General features: G+C 66.9%; 13 protein-coding genes and 2 pseudogenes. 14 read left to right on the top strand and 1 reads right to left on the bottom strand.

Annotation, left to right across the window (positions count from 1 at the left end; all coding sequences use genetic code 11):
• Positions 1-375: hypothetical protein (locus tag AC3XYG_RS37020; protein ID WP_489144901.1), on the top strand; the 375-nt coding region annotated here is incomplete at its 5' end.
• A gap of 216 nt (positions 376-591) precedes the next feature.
• Here AC3XYG_RS37020 and AC3XYG_RS37015 read toward each other — a convergent pair.
• The gene (locus tag AC3XYG_RS37015; protein WP_489144900.1) at positions 592-1,098 is read right to left on the bottom strand and encodes a sigma-70 family RNA polymerase sigma factor; all 507 of its coding nucleotides are present in this window, start codon (positions 1,096-1,098) and stop codon (positions 592-594) included.
• A 700-nt stretch (positions 1,099-1,798) separates the two neighbouring features.
• On the opposite strand from AC3XYG_RS37015, the gene AC3XYG_RS37010 reads away from it, so the two are divergent.
• The 13 genes and pseudogenes from AC3XYG_RS37010 to AC3XYG_RS36950 form a co-directional block, all read left to right on the top strand.
• Complete coding sequence (locus AC3XYG_RS37010; RefSeq protein ID WP_489144899.1) at positions 1,799-2,965, top strand: ABC transporter substrate-binding protein; 1,167 nt, start codon at positions 1,799-1,801, stop codon at positions 2,963-2,965.
• A 229-nt stretch (positions 2,966-3,194) separates the two neighbouring features.
• A complete protein-coding gene (locus tag AC3XYG_RS37005) occupies positions 3,195-4,013 on the top strand; it encodes a carbohydrate ABC transporter permease (RefSeq protein ID WP_489144898.1) in 819 nt (272 codons plus the stop codon).
• 43 nt (positions 4,014-4,056) lie between these two features.
• Positions 4,057-4,899 carry a carbohydrate ABC transporter permease gene (locus tag AC3XYG_RS37000; RefSeq protein ID WP_489144902.1) on the top strand — a complete coding sequence of 281 codons (843 nt, stop codon included), beginning with the start codon at positions 4,057-4,059 and terminating at the stop codon, positions 4,897-4,899.
• Positions 4,900-4,906: 7 nt separating this feature from the next.
• Positions 4,907-6,019 carry an ABC transporter ATP-binding protein gene (locus tag AC3XYG_RS36995; RefSeq protein ID WP_489144897.1) on the top strand — a complete coding sequence of 371 codons (1,113 nt, stop codon included), beginning with the start codon at positions 4,907-4,909 and terminating at the stop codon, positions 6,017-6,019.
• The gene (locus AC3XYG_RS36990) at positions 6,016-7,056 is read left to right on the top strand and encodes a Gfo/Idh/MocA family oxidoreductase (RefSeq protein WP_489144896.1); all 1,041 of its coding nucleotides are present in this window, start codon (positions 6,016-6,018) and stop codon (positions 7,054-7,056) included. Before AC3XYG_RS36995 ends, AC3XYG_RS36990 begins: the two co-directional genes overlap by 4 nt.
• A gap of 64 nt (positions 7,057-7,120) precedes the next feature.
• Positions 7,121-8,416 (top strand): S-methyl-5-thioribose kinase, encoded by a 1,296-nt coding sequence (gene mtnK / locus AC3XYG_RS36985; protein WP_489144895.1) that lies wholly within the window; start codon positions 7,121-7,123, stop codon positions 8,414-8,416.
• A gap of 3 nt (positions 8,417-8,419) precedes the next feature.
• A complete protein-coding gene (gene mtnA / locus AC3XYG_RS36980) occupies positions 8,420-9,517 on the top strand; it encodes an S-methyl-5-thioribose-1-phosphate isomerase (RefSeq protein ID WP_489144894.1) in 1,098 nt (365 codons plus the stop codon).
• A gap of 46 nt (positions 9,518-9,563) precedes the next feature.
• The gene (locus tag AC3XYG_RS36975) at positions 9,564-11,159 is read left to right on the top strand and encodes an ABC transporter substrate-binding protein (RefSeq protein ID WP_489144893.1); all 1,596 of its coding nucleotides are present in this window, start codon (positions 9,564-9,566) and stop codon (positions 11,157-11,159) included.
• 285 nt (positions 11,160-11,444) lie between these two features.
• Positions 11,445-13,043: pseudogene (locus AC3XYG_RS36970) on the top strand (ABC transporter substrate-binding protein).
• A 75-nt stretch (positions 13,044-13,118) separates the two neighbouring features.
• Positions 13,119-14,129 (top strand): ABC transporter permease subunit, encoded by a 1,011-nt coding sequence (locus AC3XYG_RS36965; protein ID WP_489144892.1) that lies wholly within the window; start codon positions 13,119-13,121, stop codon positions 14,127-14,129.
• A 4-nt stretch (positions 14,130-14,133) separates the two neighbouring features.
• Entirely contained in the window at positions 14,134-15,039 is a 906-nt protein-coding gene (locus AC3XYG_RS36960; RefSeq protein WP_489144891.1) for an ABC transporter permease subunit, read from the top strand.
• A 1-nt stretch (position 15,040) separates the two neighbouring features.
• A pseudogene (locus tag AC3XYG_RS36955) lies at positions 15,041-16,024 on the top strand (ABC transporter ATP-binding protein).
• On the top strand, positions 16,021-16,346 hold a 326-nt coding region (locus tag AC3XYG_RS36950), incomplete at its 3' end, for an ATP-binding cassette domain-containing protein (RefSeq protein ID WP_489144890.1). The pseudogene AC3XYG_RS36955 and the gene AC3XYG_RS36950, both read left to right, overlap by 4 nt.

The raw sequence follows: 16,346 nt of genomic DNA, 5'->3' as shown, positions 1-16,346 counted from the left end.
ACACCTCCCCGACCGGCCAGCCCGCCGCCCCCACCGCAAGCATGGACGCCACCGCAGGCACCGATGCCGCCCGCCGCCCCGGCCCGGGCGGCGCTGTCGGAGGACAGGACCGGCACAACGACGCCGGCCGTCTACATCGTGATCGGCTTCGCCAAGGGCCGCGACCGCCGGCAGGCGGGATGGCAGCGGCTGCCGGACCAGGGCTTTCCCAACCGGCGCCTAGCCGAGACCTGCGCCCAGCGGCTGATCGATCGCGGCCGGGCCGTCGGGGCGATGGTCGCGCGCCAGGCCGTCAGCGCCGATGCCGACATCGCGGACGACGCGACGATCCTGATGCAGCTGGGCACCCTGCCGGCCGATCTGCTGGACGCCTGACGCAGACAGGGCGCCCCGGGGCGCCCGGTCTGTCGTAATTCTGATGGATGGAAGCGGGCCGACCGCGACCTCAGAGGCCGTTTGGAAATGCGCTGGTGTGAGTCCGGCTGGCGGTGGCTTCGAGAACCGGCGCGCAGCGGACGTTTGGTCCGTGAGCACCGGAAGCGGAGAAGCCGCCACCAGACGGCCGCACCAGGTGCATTTACAAATGGTCTCTCAGTGGACGCCGCTCAGCTCCCGCAGGCTGTGCCGGGCGCGGCAGAGACGCGAGCGGATGGTGCCGAGCGGCACGCCGAGGGTCTCCGCCGCCTCGTCATAGGACGCGCCGCCGACCGCGACGATCTCGAGCACCAGGCGGTGATCCTCGCTCAGCTGCGGCCAGGACTTGGTGACCCGGGCGATGTCGACCGCCTGCTCCTGTGTCATCGGCACGGCAATCTCGCAATCCTCGATCGGCACCATGCTGGCGGCACGGTTCGACGCGCCGACGAATTTCGACAGGAAGATCCGCCGCATCACCACTACCATCCAGGCCATCAGGTTGGTACCCGGCTGCCACAGATGGAACTTGGAAAAGGCCCGCATCAGGGTTTCCTGCAGCAGGTCTTCCGCGTCGGCCCGGTTGCGGGTCAGCGATGTGGCGCAGCGGCGCAGATCCGGGATCCTGGGCGACACCAGAGCCGAGAATTCCGCCGACTGCTTCTCTGTGGTGATGGTCGTCATATCTGGCCCTTTCCTGCGGGATCGCGCTGTGCGAGCGGACAAAGCTGTGGCGTCTTCGGAATCGCCTGGCCTCGACAATCGAGACCCAAGCCGCCGAAGTTCACGCCCCTGTTCTTGCTATCGTCTTCGTCTTGCGATCGAGATGACGACAAAACGCCCGACCCCGGCCACTGTTCCGCCAAAATTCGCCGAAATCGCAACCGGGTATACTGAACGTCATCGCCATCACTTGGCAGATCTCAGAATACCGCCGCCTCGCGTCGCTTGACTTAACATATGTTAGAGAAAAATTTATTTGCTTCGGATCATCCGTCAATCGCGAGCACACGCTCAATACCGCATCAGAACTATCATTTGTTAGACAGCCCATCGGAGTTGCCGGGCCGAGCCGCCTGCCCGGCAATCATCGGACAATGGATTCCCGCTTCCGCAGCCACCATTGCCTAGCGTATGGAGAAATCACGCCGCCGGGCCGTCAGGCCCGGATGGAATGTCGAGGTTCGGGGCCCGCCCCCGCCAAGATCCGTCGCGTTCGACGATGGAGAGTGCCAGCGCGTCTCGCGTTGGCATCGAACAGGAGAAGGCACAGGGAATGCTCAAGAAGTATATTGTGGCGACGGCGGCGAGCGTTTTGGCTCTCACGGCCGCGGCATATGCCCCTTCGGCGTCTGCTCAGCAGGCGAAGGAAGAAGTCGAGGTCATGCATTGGTGGACCTCCGGCGGCGAGGCGGCGGCCCTCAACGTGCTGAAGGAACAGCTGCAGACGGAAGGCGTGTCGTGGAAGGACGCGCCGGTGGCCGGCGGCGGCGGCGATGCGGCCATGACCGCGCTGCGCGCCCGCGTCACGGCCGGCGACAAGCCGACCTCGGTCCAGCTGCTCGGCACCGCCATTCATGACTGGGCTGAGCAGGGCGTCCTGGCGGACCTGACCCCGCTGGCCGAGAAGGAGCATTGGGCCGACCATATTCCGGAGGCCATCCAGGCGTTCTCGAAGTATGACGGCAAGTGGGTCGCGGCCCCGGTCGACATCCACCGCACCAACTGGCTGTGGATCAACAAGAAGCTGCTCGACAAGGTCGGCGGCAAGGCCCCGACCAACTGGGAAGAATTCCAGGCCCTGGCCAAGAAGTTCAAGGACGCCGGGATCACCCCGCTCGCCCATGGCGGCCAGCCCTGGCAGGAATCGACGATTTTCGACGCCATCGTCGTCTCGGTCGGCGGCAACGACTTCTACAAGCAGGCGTTCGTCGACCTCGACCCGGCGGCGCTGGGCGGCGACACCATGCAGAAGGCGTTCGACCAGTTCCGCGTGCTGCGCGGCTGGGTCGACCCCAACTTCTCCGGCCGCGACTGGAACCTGGCCTCGGCCATGGTGATCAACGGCGAAGCCGGCATGCAGGTGATGGGCGACTGGGCCAAGGGCGAGTTCATCAAGGCCGGGCTGAAGCCGGGCATCGATATCGTCTGCGTCCCGTACCCGGGTAGCGAGAAGGCGTTCCTGTTCAACAGCGACCAGTTCGCGATGTTCAGCCTGGACGACAAGACCCGGCAGGACGCGCAGCAGAAGCTGGCCAGCGCTATCGAAAGCCCGAGCTTCCAGGAAAGCTTCAACCTGGTGAAGGGCTCGATCCCGGCCAACACCGAAGTGAAGCCGGACAAGTTCGACCCCTGCGGCCAGAAGTCGATGGCCGACCGGGATGCGTTCAAGACCACCGGCGGCATGCTGCCCAGCCTGGCGCATGGCCATGCAGCCTCCGCCGCGGTCAAGGGCGCGGTCTACGACGTCGTCACGAATTTCTTCAATTCGAACCAGTCCTCCGCCGATGCGGCGAAGGCCCTGGTCGACGCCGTGGCGCTCGCCAAGTAAAGCGAGAGACGGGGGCCGCGTTCAGCGCGGCCCCCGCTTCCCGACCAGCCCCCGTGTGCCGACCCGGCGGACAATCCGCCGGTTTGTCGGTGCATAGCCCGTTCAGACCACCAGTGCCGAGGGCCCGCCGATGGCCGTGATCTCCGAACCTGCCCGTGCGGGTCGACGATCCCCATACGATTGGCTCCAGACGATTCTTCCCAAGCTCGTTCTGGCGCCTTCCTTTGCCGTGACCATCATCTGCGTCTACGGCTTCATCCTGTTCACCCTGTACCTGTCCTTCACCAGCTCGACGATGCTGCCCAGCTTCAACTGGGCGGGCACCATCCAGTACCAGAAGCTGTGGGCGGACCCGAAATGGTACATCTCGCTCGCCAATCTGGGGATCTACGGCGTCCTGTATATCGGCATCAGCACGGCGATCGGCCTGTTGCTGGCAATCCTGCTGGACCAGCGGATCCGGGTCGAAGGGGCGCTGCGGACCATCTACCTCTACCCGATGGCGATCTCCTTCATCGTCACCGGCACGGCGTGGAAGTGGATCCTCAACCCCGGCCTCGGCCTCGACAAGCTGATGCATGACCTGGGCTGGACCAGCTTCACCTTCGACTGGCTGATCGACGGCAACATGGCGATCTACACCATCGTCATCGCCGGCGTCTGGCAGTCCTCCGGCTTCGTCATGGCGATGTTCCTGGCAGGGCTGCGCGGGGTCGACAGCGACATCCTGAAGGCGGCGGCGATCGACGGCGCCACCCTGCCGCAGACCTACCGGCGGATCATCATCCCGCTGATGCGGCCGGTGTTCCTGTCGGCCTTCGTGGTCTCCGCCCATCTCGCGATCAAGAGCTTCGACCTGGTCATGGCGCTGACGGCGGGCGGGCCTGGCACCTCGACCTGGATGCCGGCCCTGTACATGTACAGCCTGACCTTCACCCGCAACCAGATGGGCCTCGGCGCCGCCAGCGCCGTCATCATGCTGGCGACGATCAGTGCGATCATCGTGCCGTATCTCTATTCCGAGCTGCGGGGTGGCCGCCGTGACTGAAGCCTCGATCATGGTCCCCGGCCCGCGCTCGACCCTGTCGGTCATGCTGCGCTGGCTGCTGTTCGCCATCCTCGGCATCTTCGCCCTGATCTACCTGTTCCCGCTGTTCGTCATGGTCGTCACCTCGCTGAAGACGCTGGACGAGGTGCGCAGCGGCAACCTGCTGTCGCTGCCGCAGGAGCCGACGATCCAGCCCTGGATCAGCGCCTGGAGCACCACCTGCGTCGGCCTGACCTGCGAGGGGCTGAAGGGCTACTTCCTCAACTCGATCCTGATGACGGTGCCGGCGGTGGCGATCTCGGCCGTGGTCGGCGCCCTCAACGGCTATGTCCTGACCAAATGGCGGTTCAAGGGCGACGGCATCGTCTTCGCCCTGATCCTGTTCGGCTGCTTCATCCCGTTCCAGATCGTGCTGCTGCCGATGGCGCGGACGCTGGGGCTGCTCGGCCTCGCCTCCTCCACCCCGGGGCTCGTCTTCGTCCACGTGGTCTACGGGCTGTGCTTCACCACGCTGTTCTTCCGCAACTACTACGCCGCGTTCCCGGACGACCTGGTGAAGTCGGCGATGATCGACGGCGCCGGCTTCTTCCGCATCTTCTGGCGGATCCTGCTGCCGAATTCGATCCCGATCATCGTGGTCACGGTGATCTGGCAGTTCACCAACATCTGGAACGACTTCCTGTTCGGCGTGTCGTTCGCCGGCGGCGGCAGCGCCATGCCGGTCACGGTGGCGCTGAACAACATCGTCAACAGCTCGACCGGCGTGAAGGAATACAATGTCGACATGGCCGCGGCGATCATCGCCGCCCTGCCGACGCTAGTCGTCTACGTGCTCGCCGGCCGCTACTTCGTGCGCGGCCTGATGGCGGGCGCGGTGAAGGGATAACCGCACCATGGCCTCTCTTACGATCCAGAACGTCATCAAGCGCTACGGCGCGATCGAGATCCTCAAGGGGATCGACATCGACATCACCGATGGCGAGTTCCTGGTGCTGGTCGGCCCTTCGGGCTGCGGCAAGTCCACCCTGCTGAACATGATCGCCGGGCTGGACACCATCACCGACGGCACCATCGCCATCGACGGCCAGCGGGTGAACGAGCTGCACCCCAAGGACCGCGACATCGCCATGGTGTTCCAGTCCTACGCCCTGTACCCGAACATGACGGTTGAGCAGAACATCGGCTTCGGGCTGGAGATGCGCGGCGTGCCGAAGGACAAGCGGGACGAAGCCATCGCCAAGGTCGGCAAGCTGCTGCAGATGGAGCATCTGCTGAAGCGCAAGCCCAGCCAGCTGTCCGGCGGCCAGCGCCAGCGCGTGGCGATGGGCCGTGCCCTGGTGCGCGACCCCAAGGTCTTCCTGTTCGACGAGCCGCTGTCGAACCTGGACGCCAAGCTGCGGGTCGAGATGCGGACCGAGATCAAGAAGCTGCACCAGCGCCTGAAATCGACCATCGTCTACGTCACCCACGACCAGATCGAGGCGATGACGCTGGCCACCCGGATCGCGGTGATGCGGGCGGGCGAGCTGCAGCAGCTGGGCACGCCGCGGGAGATCTACGACACCCCGGCCAACATGTTCGTCGCCGGCTTCATGGGGTCACCGCCGATGAACCTGATCAAGGCCACGGTGGTCGACCGGGACAGCGGCCCGCATGCCGCCATCCACCGGCTGCGCGATGAGGAGATCGTGCTGCCGCTGCCGGCCAATGACGGGCTGCGCGGCGCCGCCGGGCGCGAGATCATCCTGGGCCTGCGGCCGGAGAACATCACCGACCCGCAAAGCGCCACCGGCTATGTCGGCCCGGCGCTGGAGACCGACTGCATGATCGAGGTGACGGAGCCGACCGGCCCGGACCTGATCGCGGTGGTCGAGATGGGCGGGAAGGAGGTGCTGGCCCGCCTGCGCCCCGATGCCGATGCCCAGGCCGGCCAGCGCACCCGACTGGTGTTCGACATGGGCAAGGCCGTGGTGTTCGACGCCGGCACCGAGGCGCGCATCGCATGATGCCGCTTCACATCGGATTGATCGGCTACGGCCCCGCCGCCCGTGTCTTCCACGGACCGCTGATCGCTGCCTGCCCCGGCGCCGCGCTGGCCGGGGCTGCGGTGCGCCACCCCGAGGCGGTGACCGACGCGCCGGAGGGCCTGACGCTGACGACGGTCGACGCCATGCTGGCCGACCCCACGGTCGAGGCCGTGGTGGTGGCGACGCCGAGCGGCAGCCACCACGCCGTCGCTCGCCAGGCGCTGGAGGCCGGCAAGCATGTCGTGGTCGACAAGCCGGTCACCGTGACCACGGCCGAGGCCGACGATTTGATCGCCCTGGGCGCGGCGCAGCGGCGGGTGCTGACCGTGTTCCACAACCGGCGCTGGGACGGCGACTTCCTGGCGCTGCAAGACCTGATCGCGGCCGGCCGGCTGGGCACCGTCCACAGCTTCGAATCCAACTACGACCGCTTCCGGCCGACCGTGCGGGTGCGCTGGCGCGAACAGGCCGTTCCCGGCTCGGGCCTGCATTACGACCTCGGCTCGCATCTGATCGACCAGGCGCTGGTGCTGTTCGGCCGGCCCGACCTGGTGCGGGCGGAGCTGCGCGCCATCCGCGCCGGCGCCGAGGCGGTGGACGACGCCATCTTCACTCTCGGCTTCGGCCGGGTGCGTGCCCTGCTGCGCTGCCGGATCCTGGCGGCCGAGCCGAGCCCGCGCCTGGTCGTCCAGGGCAGCTTGGCGACCTTCCGCAAGCAGGAGATCGACCCGCAAGAGGATCATCTGCGCGCCGGCACCGCCCAGACCGGGCCGGAGACCGGCTGGCTGACGCAGGGGCGGGAGACCGGCCCGCCCGAGGCGGAACGGCTGGCGATCGCCCCTGGCCGCTACGGCGCCTTTTATGACGGCTTCGTCGCCGCCGTGCGCGACGGTGCCCCGCCGCCGGTCGACCCGCGCGACGGCCGCGACGTCATCCGGGTGATCGAGGCCGCGATCGAAAGCTCCGCCACCGGCCGTGACGTCCGGCTGGACTGGCCGGTCCTCCACCGCGCTTGACAGCAGGGGAGCCGCCTTCCGACACTCCCGCCGCCCAAGAGCATAAGAAGGCGGCGGAGGCAGGATGAACGACGGAACCGAGGCGAGCCGGCTGACCGGCGGACCGGACTACAAGCCGCTGGACGAGGGCACGATCCGCCCCTATCTCGCCACGCTGCCGGCGATCCGCGAGGCGCTGGGCGGCGACCCCACGGGATGGCAGGTCACCGAGGTCGGCGACGGCAACCTGAACCTCGTGTTCATCGTCCGCGGCGCCGCCGGTGGACTGGTGGTGAAGCAGGCCCTGCCCTATGTCCGGCTGGTCGGCGACAGCTGGCCGCTGCCGCTGGACCGCGCCTGGTTCGAATGGCACGCACTGTCGGAACAGGCCCGGCACGTGCCGCATCTGCTGCCGACCCTGCACCATTTCGATCCCGGCATGGCGCTGATCGTGATGGAGTGGCTGACGCCGCACATCATCCTGCGCAAGGGGTTGATCGCCGGCACCCGCTATCCCCTGCTGGCCGGGCATATGGCGGAGTTCCTGGCCCAGACGCTGTTCAAGACCTCGGATCTGTACGTCCCCGCGGCCGAGAAGAAGCCGAAGATGGCGCCGTTCTGCGGCAACACCGCCCTGTGCAAGATCACCGAGGATCTGGTCTTCACCGACCCGTACCGGATCGCGAAGCTGAACCGCTGGACCACGCCGCAGCTGGACGGCATCGCGGCCGAGTTCCGCGCCGATGCCGCCGCCAAGGTGGCGGCGCAGGAACTGAAATGGGCGTTCCTGACCCGGGCCGAGGCGCTGGTGCATGGCGATCTGCACACCGGGTCGATCATGGTGACGGCAACAGACAGCCGCGCCATCGACCCGGAATTCGCCTTCTACGGCCCGATGGGCTTCGACATCGGCGCCCTGCTGGCGAATTTCTTCCTGGCCTATTTCGCGCAAGCCGGCCACGCCACGGCGGCGGATGACCGCGCCGATTATCGCAGCTGGCTGCTGGTGCAGGCCGAGACGATCTGGTCCGGCTTCGAGAAACGGTTCCTGGAGCTGTGGCGGGCCGAGGGCCGGGGCGATGCCTTCAGCCGCGACCTGTTCGCCGATGGCGACGGCGCCCTGGCGCTGGACGCGCATCGCAAGGCCACCATGGCGCGGCTGTTCCGCGACACCGTCGGCTTTGCCGGCGCCAAGATGGTCCGGCGCATCCTGGGCCTAGCCCATGTCGCCGACCTCGAGAGCATCGCCGACCCGGATCTGCGCGCGGCCTGCGAGACCAAGGCACTGCGCCTGGCCCGCGCTTTCCTGGTCGAACGCGACCGCTTCACTGGCACGGCCGACCTGCGGCACGCGGCCGAGACCATTTTCCGCGAGGACTGAAACATGAAAATCGATGGCAAGTCCTACCGCACCATCTGGCCGGCCGAGGATGGCTGGCGCGTCGAGATCATCGACCAGACGAAGCTGCCGCACGGTTTCGAGACGATCACGCTGGAGAGCGAGGACCAGGCGGCGCACGCCATCCGCAGCATGCAGGTGCGCGGTGCGCCGCTGATCGGCGCCACCGGCGCCTACGGCCTGGCGCTGGCGCTGCGCGCCGACCCGTCCGATGCCGGGCTGGCCGGGGCCTATGACCGGCTGCTGGCGACCCGGCCGACCGCGGTCAATCTGCGCTGGGCGCTGGACGACGTCCGCGGCCGGGTGGCACCGCTGAAGCCGGCGGAGCGGGCAGCAGCAGCCTATCGCCGCGCCGCCGAGATCTGCGACGACGATGTCGCCACCTGCCGCGCCATCGGCGAGCACGGCCTGGCGGTGTTCCGCGACATCTGGGAGAAGAAGGGCCGGCCGGAGCGCCTGAACGTGCTGACCCATTGCAATGCCGGCTGGCTGGCGACGGTCGATTGGGGCACCGCGCTGGCGCCGATCTACCTGGCGCATGATGGCGGGCTGCCGATCCATGTCTGGGTCGACGAGACCCGGCCGCGCAACCAGGGTGCCAGCATCACCGCCTTCGAACTGGGCCGCCACGGCGTGCCGCACACCGTGATCGCCGACAATGTCGGCGGCCACCTGATGCAGCACGGCCTGGTCGATGTCTGCATCGTCGGCACCGACCGCACCACCGCCAGCGGCGACGTCTGCAACAAGATCGGCACCTATCTGAAGGCGCTGGCGGCGCATGACAACGGCGTGCCGTTCTATGTCGCCCTGCCCTACACCACGATCGACTGGACCCTGAGCGACGGCATCCGCGAGATCGAGATCGAGCAGCGCGACCCGCGCGAGCTGAGCCACATCACCGGCCGCACCGCCGATGGCCGGATCGAGACGGTGGGGATCCTGCCGGAAGGCAGCGCGGCCGCGAATTGGGCCTTCGACGTCACCCCGGCACGCTATGTCACCGGGCTGATCACCGAACGCGGCGTCTGCACCGCCAGCCGCGAGGGCCTGGCTGGACTGTATCCAGACCGCGCCGCCTGATCGGCGCCCCCCAACTGCCAACGACAAAACATAAAGGGAGAGCTTCATGACCCGCCTGCTGTCCGCCACGGCCCTGGCCATCGCCCTGGCCGCTTGCATGGCCTCGGCCCAAGCCAAGACGCTGGTCTATTGCTCCGAAGGCAGCCCGGAGAACTTCAACCCGCAGATCAACACCACGGGCATCAGCTTCGACGCATCGACCCCGATCTATGACGGGCTGGTGGCGTTCGAGCGGGGCGGCACCAAGGTGGTGCCGGCGCTGGCCGAATCCTGGACCGTGTCCGATGACGGCACGGTCTACACCTTCCATCTGCGCCACGGCGTGAAGTGGCATTCGAACGAAGCCTTCACGCCGACGCGGGATTTCAACGCCGATGACGTGCTGTTCTCGTTCAACCGGATGTGGAAGGACGACAGCCCCTATCACAAGGTTTCGGGCGGGTCCTACGACTACTTCGGCGACATGGGCATGCCGGCGCTGCTGAAATCGATCGACAAGGTCGACGACTACACGGTGAAGTTCACTCTGACCCGGCCGGAGGCGCCGTTCATTGCCGACATGGCCATGAACTTCGCCCAGATCCTGTCGGCGGAATATGCCGATGCGATGATGAAGGCCGGCACACCGGAGGAGGTCGACCAGACCCCGATCGGCACCGGGCCGTTCCGCTTCGTGCAGTACTTGCCGGATTCGCTGATCCGCTACAAGGCGTTCGACCAGGCCTGGAGCGGGCGCGAGAAGATCGACACGCTAGTCTTCGCCATCACCCCGGATGCGGCGGTGCGCTACGCCAAGCTGAAGGCCAATGAGTGCCAGGTGATGCCGTCGCCGAACCCGGCCGATCTGGCGGAGATGGAGAAGAACCCCGAGGTAACAGTGGTCAGCCAGGCCGGGCTGAACACCGGCTACCTCGCCTTCAACACCGCCAAGAAGCCGTTCGACGATGTCCGGGTGCGGCGCGCCATCAACATGGCGGTGAACAAGCAGGCGATTCTCGACGCGGTGTACCAGGGCACCGGCCAGGCGGCGAAGAACCAGATTCCGCCGACGATCTGGTCCTACAACGACAGCATCCAGGACTACAAATACGACCCCGAAGCGGCGAAGACGCTGCTGGCCGAGGCCGGCTATCCCAACGGCTTCGAGACCGATCTGTGGGCGATGCCGGTGCAGCGGCCATACAACCCGAACGCCCAGCGCATCGCCGAGCTGATGCAGGAAGACCTGGCCAAGGTCGGGGTCAAGGCGAAGATCGTGACCTTCGAATGGGGCGAATACCGCAAGCGCGCCCAGGCCGGCGAGCATCAGATGGCCCAGTTCGGCTGGGGCGGCGACAATGGCGACCCCGACAATTTCTTCAACAACCTGCTGGGCTGCGACGCGGCGCGGCAGGGCGGTGGGAATATTGCGAAGTGGTGCGACAAGGATTTCGAGGCGCTGATCCAGAAGGCGAAAATCACCTCCGACCAGACCGAGCGCGCCAAGCTGTACGAACAGGCGCAGGTGATCTTCCACGACCAGGCGCCGTGGCTGCCGATCGCCCATTCCGTGGTCTACCAGCCGATCCGCAAATCGGTGCTGAACTACGTCATCACCCCGGTCCGGCTGCATGACTTCCGCGGTGTCGACATCGCGGAGTAAGCGGCCGCAGTAAGAAACGGGCAGGAAAGTCGCGCCAGACGTTCCTGCCCGTCTCTTTTTAGGATGATGAAGTTACGATCCGCCGGATCGAATCGATATCACTGTCCGGACGGGGTCGACCGCTTGGATTTCCGATCGTCGCGCGTGGAACGATTTTGCCTGCCGCGACCGCACCGATCAGTTGACAGCACCCCCGCCCCCTGCGGTAATCCCGTTCAACCACGGTTTGGGCAATACAGCTATGCGGCGGGCCCGGCCGAAGGATCACCCAGAGGGGAGAGTTTCATGTCCCGTTTCCTGTCCGCCACGGCGATGGCGCTTGTCTTCGCCGCGGGGATGGCGGCGTCGGCCCAGGCCAAGACGCTGGTCTATTGCTCCGAGGGCAGCCCGGAGAACTTCAACCCGCAGATCAACACGACGGGCACCAGCTTCGACGCCTCGCTGCCGGTCTATGACGGGCTGGTGGGATTCAAGCAGGGCACGACCGAGGTGGTTCCGTCGCTGGCCCAGTCCTGGGACGTGTCGGATGACGGCACGGTCTACACCTTCCACCTGCGCAAGGGCGTGAAGTTCCAGTCGAACGACAATTTCAAGCCGACGCGCGACTTCAACGCCGACGATGTGCTGTTCTCGTTCAACCGGATGTGGAAGGAAGATAATCCTTATCACAAGGTGTCAGGCGGGGCGTACGACTACTTCGGCGACATGGGGATGCCGGCGCTGCTGAAGTCGATCGACAAGGTCGACGACTACACCGTCAAGTTCACCCTGACGGGCCCGAACGCGCCCTTCATCGCCAACATGGCGATGGATTTCGCCTCGATCCTGTCGGCCGAATATGCCGATTCCCTGCTGAAGGCCGGCACGCCGGAGCAGATCGACCAGGTGCCGGTCGGCACCGGCCCGTACCTGTTCGTGCAGTACCAGCCGGATGCGCTGATCCGCTACAAGGCCTTCGACCAGTACTGGGGCGGCAAGGAGAAGATCGACAACCTGGTCTTCGCCATCACCCCGGACGCGGCGGTGCGCTACGCCAAGCTGCAGGCCGGCGAATGCCAGATCATGGCCTATCCGAACCCGGCCGACATTCCGGCGATGAAGAAGGACGCCGCGCTGACCGTGCTGCAGAAGCCGGGCCTCAACGTCGGCTATGTCGCCATCAACGTTCAGAAGAAGCCGTATGACGACGTGCGCGTCCGCCAGGCGGTCAACATGGCGGTGAACAAGCAGGCGATCATCGACGCGGTCTACCAGGGCACCGGCCAGGCGGCGAAGAACCCGATCCCGCCGACGATGTGGTCCTACGACGACAGCATCAAGGATTACCCGTACGACCCCGAAGGGGCCAAGAAGCTGCTGGCCGAGGCCGGCTAACCCAACGGCTTCGAGACCGACCTGTGGGCGATGCCGGTGCAGCGCCCCTACAACCCGAACGCCCAGCGAATCGCCGAGCTGATGCAGAACGATTTCGCCAAGGTCGGCATCAAGGCGAAGGTCGTGTCCTACGAATGGGGCGAGTACCGCAAGCGCGCCCAGAATGGCGAGCATCAGCTGGAGCAGATCGGCTGGTCGGGCGACAATGGCGACCCGGACAACTTCCTGAACAACCTGCTGGGCTGCGATGCGGCACGGCCGGGCGGGTCGAACACCTCGAAGTGGTGCGACAAGGCCTTCAACGACCTGATCCTGAAGGCGCAGTCGATTTCCGACCAGGCCGAGCGCACCAAGCTGTACCAGCAGGCCCAGGTGATCTTCCACGACCAGGCGCCCTGGATTCCGATCGCGCATTCGGTCGTGACCGAAGTCACCGCCAAGAGCGTCAGCGGCTATCAGATCAGCGCCGTCGGCCTGCACGACTTCCGCGGCGCCGACATCGCTGAGTAAGCAAGGTTATGGGGGAGCCGGGCGGGGGAGCAGGGGGATGCTCCTCCGCCCGCGTCTTTTTCAACAGACGAGATCATGTTCCGTTTCATCCTGACACGCCTCGCCATGGCGGTGATCGCCTTCCTGGGCATCACCGCGCTGAGCTTCTTTCTGATCCGCGCCGTCCCCGGCGACCCGGTCGAGGTGCGCGCCGGCGAGCGTGGCATCAGCCCGGAGCGCCACGCCGTGCTGATGCACGACATGGGCCTGGACCGGCCGGTGGCGGTGCAGTTCGTGTCCTATATCGGCGAGGTGCTGCAGGGCGACCTGGGGTCCTCGATGGTGACGCGGCGGCCGGTGCTGGGCGAATTCCTGAAGCTGTTCCCGGCGACGGTGGAGCTCGGCATCTGCGCCATGATCTTCGCCGTGGTGCTGGGCCTGCCGGCCGGCATCATCGCCGCCACCCGAAGATCGAGCCCGATCGACCACGGCATCATGGGCGCCAGCCTGACCGGCTATTCCATGCCGATCTTCTGGTGGGGCCAGATCCTGATCCTGGTGTTCTCGGTCGCGCTGCGCTGGACCCCGGTTTCCGGCCGGATCTCGGCCATGGTGTTCATCGAGCCGCACACCGGCTTCATGCTGATCGACGCGCTGTTCTCGGATGAGAAGGGCGCCTTCCTGTCGGCGGTGCGCAGCCTGATCCTGCCGACCATCGTGCTGGGCACCATCCCGCTGGCCGTGATCGCGCGCATGACCCGGTCGGCGATGCTGGAGGTGCTGAGCGAGGACTACATCCGCACGGCGCGGGCCAAGGGCCTGGGCATCCGCCGGGTGATCGGCATCCACGCCCTGCGCAACGCGCTGATCCCTGTCGTCACCGTGATCGGCCTGCAGGTCGGCACCCTGCTGGGCGGCGCGATCCTGACCGAGACCGTGTTCTCCTGGCCCGGTATCGGCAAATGGCTGGTCGAGGCGATCAACCGCCGCGACTACCCGACCCTGCAGGGCGGGGTGCTGCTGGTGGCGACCTTGGTGATCATCGTCAACCTGCTGGTCGATGTGGCCTATGGCCTGCTCGACCCGCGCATCCGGCACGTGAAGTAAGCCGATGACCTTGCAACAAAGCCAGGCCCCTGCCGCCGTGCAGGCCAAGCCGCCCTCCCCCTTCGTCGAGTTCTGGCGATCCTTCAGCGCCAACAAGGGGGCGATGGGCGGGCTGATCGTCATCGTCCTGCTGCTGCTGGTGGTGATCTTCGCCGACGTGCTGGCGCCGCATTCGCCGATCGACCAGGACCGCAGCGCCTTCCTGGTGCCGCCGTTCTGGCAGGATGGCGGCAACTGGGCCTACCCGCTGGGCACCGACGACATCGGCCGCGACATCCTCTCCCGCCTGATCCACGGCGCCCGCCTCTCCATGATGATCGGCCTGATCGTCGTCACCCTGTCGCTGGCCGGCGGGCTGCTGCTCGGCCTGATCGCCGGCTATTTCGGCGGCATCGCCGACATGGCGATCATGCGGCTGCTCGACATCATGCTGGCCCTGCCCAGCCTGCTCTTGGCGATCGTCGTCGTCGCCATCCTCGGCCCCGGCCTGGTCAACGCCATGGTCGCGGTGTCGATCGTCACCCTGCCGCATTATTCCCGGCTGATGCGCGCCGCGGTGCTGAGCCAGATCCGCCGGCCCTACGTCACGGCATCCCGCGTCGCCGGCGCCGGCACCCTGCGGCTGATGTTCGCCACCATCCTGCCGAACTGCATGGCGCCCCTGATCGTGCAGGCGACGCTCGGCTTCTCCTCCGCCATCCTCGACGCCGCGGCGCTCGGCTTCCTCGGCCTCGGCGCCCAGCCGCCGACGCCGGAATGGGGCACGATGCTGGCCTCGTCGCTGCAGTTCCTGCAGCGCGCCTGGTGGATCGTCACCTTCCCCGGCCTCGCCATCCTGGTCACGGTGCTGGCGTTCAACCTGATGGGCGACGGCCTGCGCGACGCCCTCGACCCCAGACTGAAGCGCTGACATGGCCCTGCTTGAAATCCGCAACCTGACGGTCGAGTTCCCGGCGGGCAAAGGCCTGTTCCGGGCCGTCTCCGGCCTCGACCTCTCGATCGATGCCGGCGAGATCCTGGGCATCGTCGGCGAATCCGGCTCCGGCAAGTCGGTCACCATGCTGGCGCTGATGGGGCTGGTCGCCTTCCCCGGCAAGGTCACGGCCGACCATTTGACCTTCGACGGCCACGACCTGGTGAAGATGTCCGCCCGCCAGCGCCGCAAGATCATCGGCAAGGACATGGCGATGATCTTCCAGGAGCCGATGACCAGCCTGAACCCGTGCTTCACCGTCGGCTACCAGATCATGGAGGCGCTGCAGGTGCATGAGGGCGGCAGCCGGCGCACCCGGCGCGACCGCACCGTCCAGCTGCTGGCCCAGGTCGGCATCCCGGCGCCGGAGACGCGGATTGACAGCTATCCGCACCAGCTGTCGGGCGGCATGAACCAGCGGGTGATGATCGCCATGGCGATCGCCTGCAAGCCCAAGCTCTTGATCGCCGACGAGCCGACCACGGCGCTCGACGTCACCATCCAGGCCCAGATCCTCGACCTGCTGGCGGCGCTGCAGCGCGACCAGGGCATGGCGCTGGTGCTGATCACCCACGACATGGGCGTGGTGGCCGAGACGGCGCAGCGCGTCAATGTGATGTATGCCGGCGAGCTGGTGGAGGAGCGGCGGGTCGACAGCCTGTTCAGCCGGCCGCGCCACCCCTACACCGGCGCCCTGCTGGAGGCGCTGCCGGAGCGCAGCACCGGCCACCGCCGGCTGCCGACCATCCCCGGCGTGGTGCCGGGCCCCTAGGACCGGCCGCAGGGCTGCCTGTTCAACCCGCGCTGCCGCAACGTGCTGGACCGCTGCCGCGGCCAGCACCCCGAGATCGTGCCGGACATGGACGGGCGGACCCGCTGCTTCAACCCCATCGCCAAGCCCCTCGAGGAGATCCGCGCATGACCGCGGTGGTCGAAGCGCGGCATCTCAGCCGCTTCTACGAGGTCAAGACCTCGCCGTTCAAGGCGCCGAAGATCCTGCGGGCGGTGAGCGACATGTCGTTCACGCTGGAGCCGGGCAAGACCCTGGCGGTGGTCGGCGAATCCGGCTGCGGCAAGTCCACCCTGGCGCGGGTGGTGACCATGATCGAGGCGCCGAGCGAAGGCGACCTGACCATCGACGGCATCCCGGTCGCGACCGCCGACGCCGCGCAGCGCCGCCGCCTGCGCAGCGCGGTGCAGATCGTGTTCCAGGATCCCTACGGGTCGCTGAACCCGCGCAAGAA

The sequence above is a fragment of the Inquilinus sp. genome, from assembly GCF_057815775.1.
Note: the sequence above shows the minus strand (reverse complement) of the source record. Positions and strands in the feature narration are given on the sequence as shown.

Coding starts and splice junctions, on each gene's coding strand:
- AC3XYG_RS36975 (WP_489144893.1), top strand. CDS start 9,564: ATGACCCGCCTGCTGTCCGCCACGGCCCTGGCCATCGCCCTGGCCGCT.
- AC3XYG_RS37000 (WP_489144902.1), top strand. CDS start 4,057: ATGCTGCGCTGGCTGCTGTTCGCCATCCTCGGCATCTTCGCCCTGATC.
- AC3XYG_RS36965 (WP_489144892.1), top strand. CDS start 13,119: ATGTTCCGTTTCATCCTGACACGCCTCGCCATGGCGGTGATCGCCTTC.
- AC3XYG_RS36990 (WP_489144896.1), top strand. CDS start 6,016: ATGATGCCGCTTCACATCGGATTGATCGGCTACGGCCCCGCCGCCCGT.
- AC3XYG_RS36960 (WP_489144891.1), top strand. CDS start 14,134: ATGACCTTGCAACAAAGCCAGGCCCCTGCCGCCGTGCAGGCCAAGCCG.
- mtnK (WP_489144895.1), top strand. CDS start 7,121: ATGAACGACGGAACCGAGGCGAGCCGGCTGACCGGCGGACCGGACTAC.
- mtnA (WP_489144894.1), top strand. CDS start 8,420: ATGAAAATCGATGGCAAGTCCTACCGCACCATCTGGCCGGCCGAGGAT.
- AC3XYG_RS37015 (WP_489144900.1), bottom strand. CDS start 1,098: ATGACGACCATCACCACAGAGAAGCAGTCGGCGGAATTCTCGGCTCTG.
- AC3XYG_RS36995 (WP_489144897.1), top strand. CDS start 4,907: ATGGCCTCTCTTACGATCCAGAACGTCATCAAGCGCTACGGCGCGATC.
- AC3XYG_RS37010 (WP_489144899.1), top strand. CDS start 1,799: ATGCATTGGTGGACCTCCGGCGGCGAGGCGGCGGCCCTCAACGTGCTG.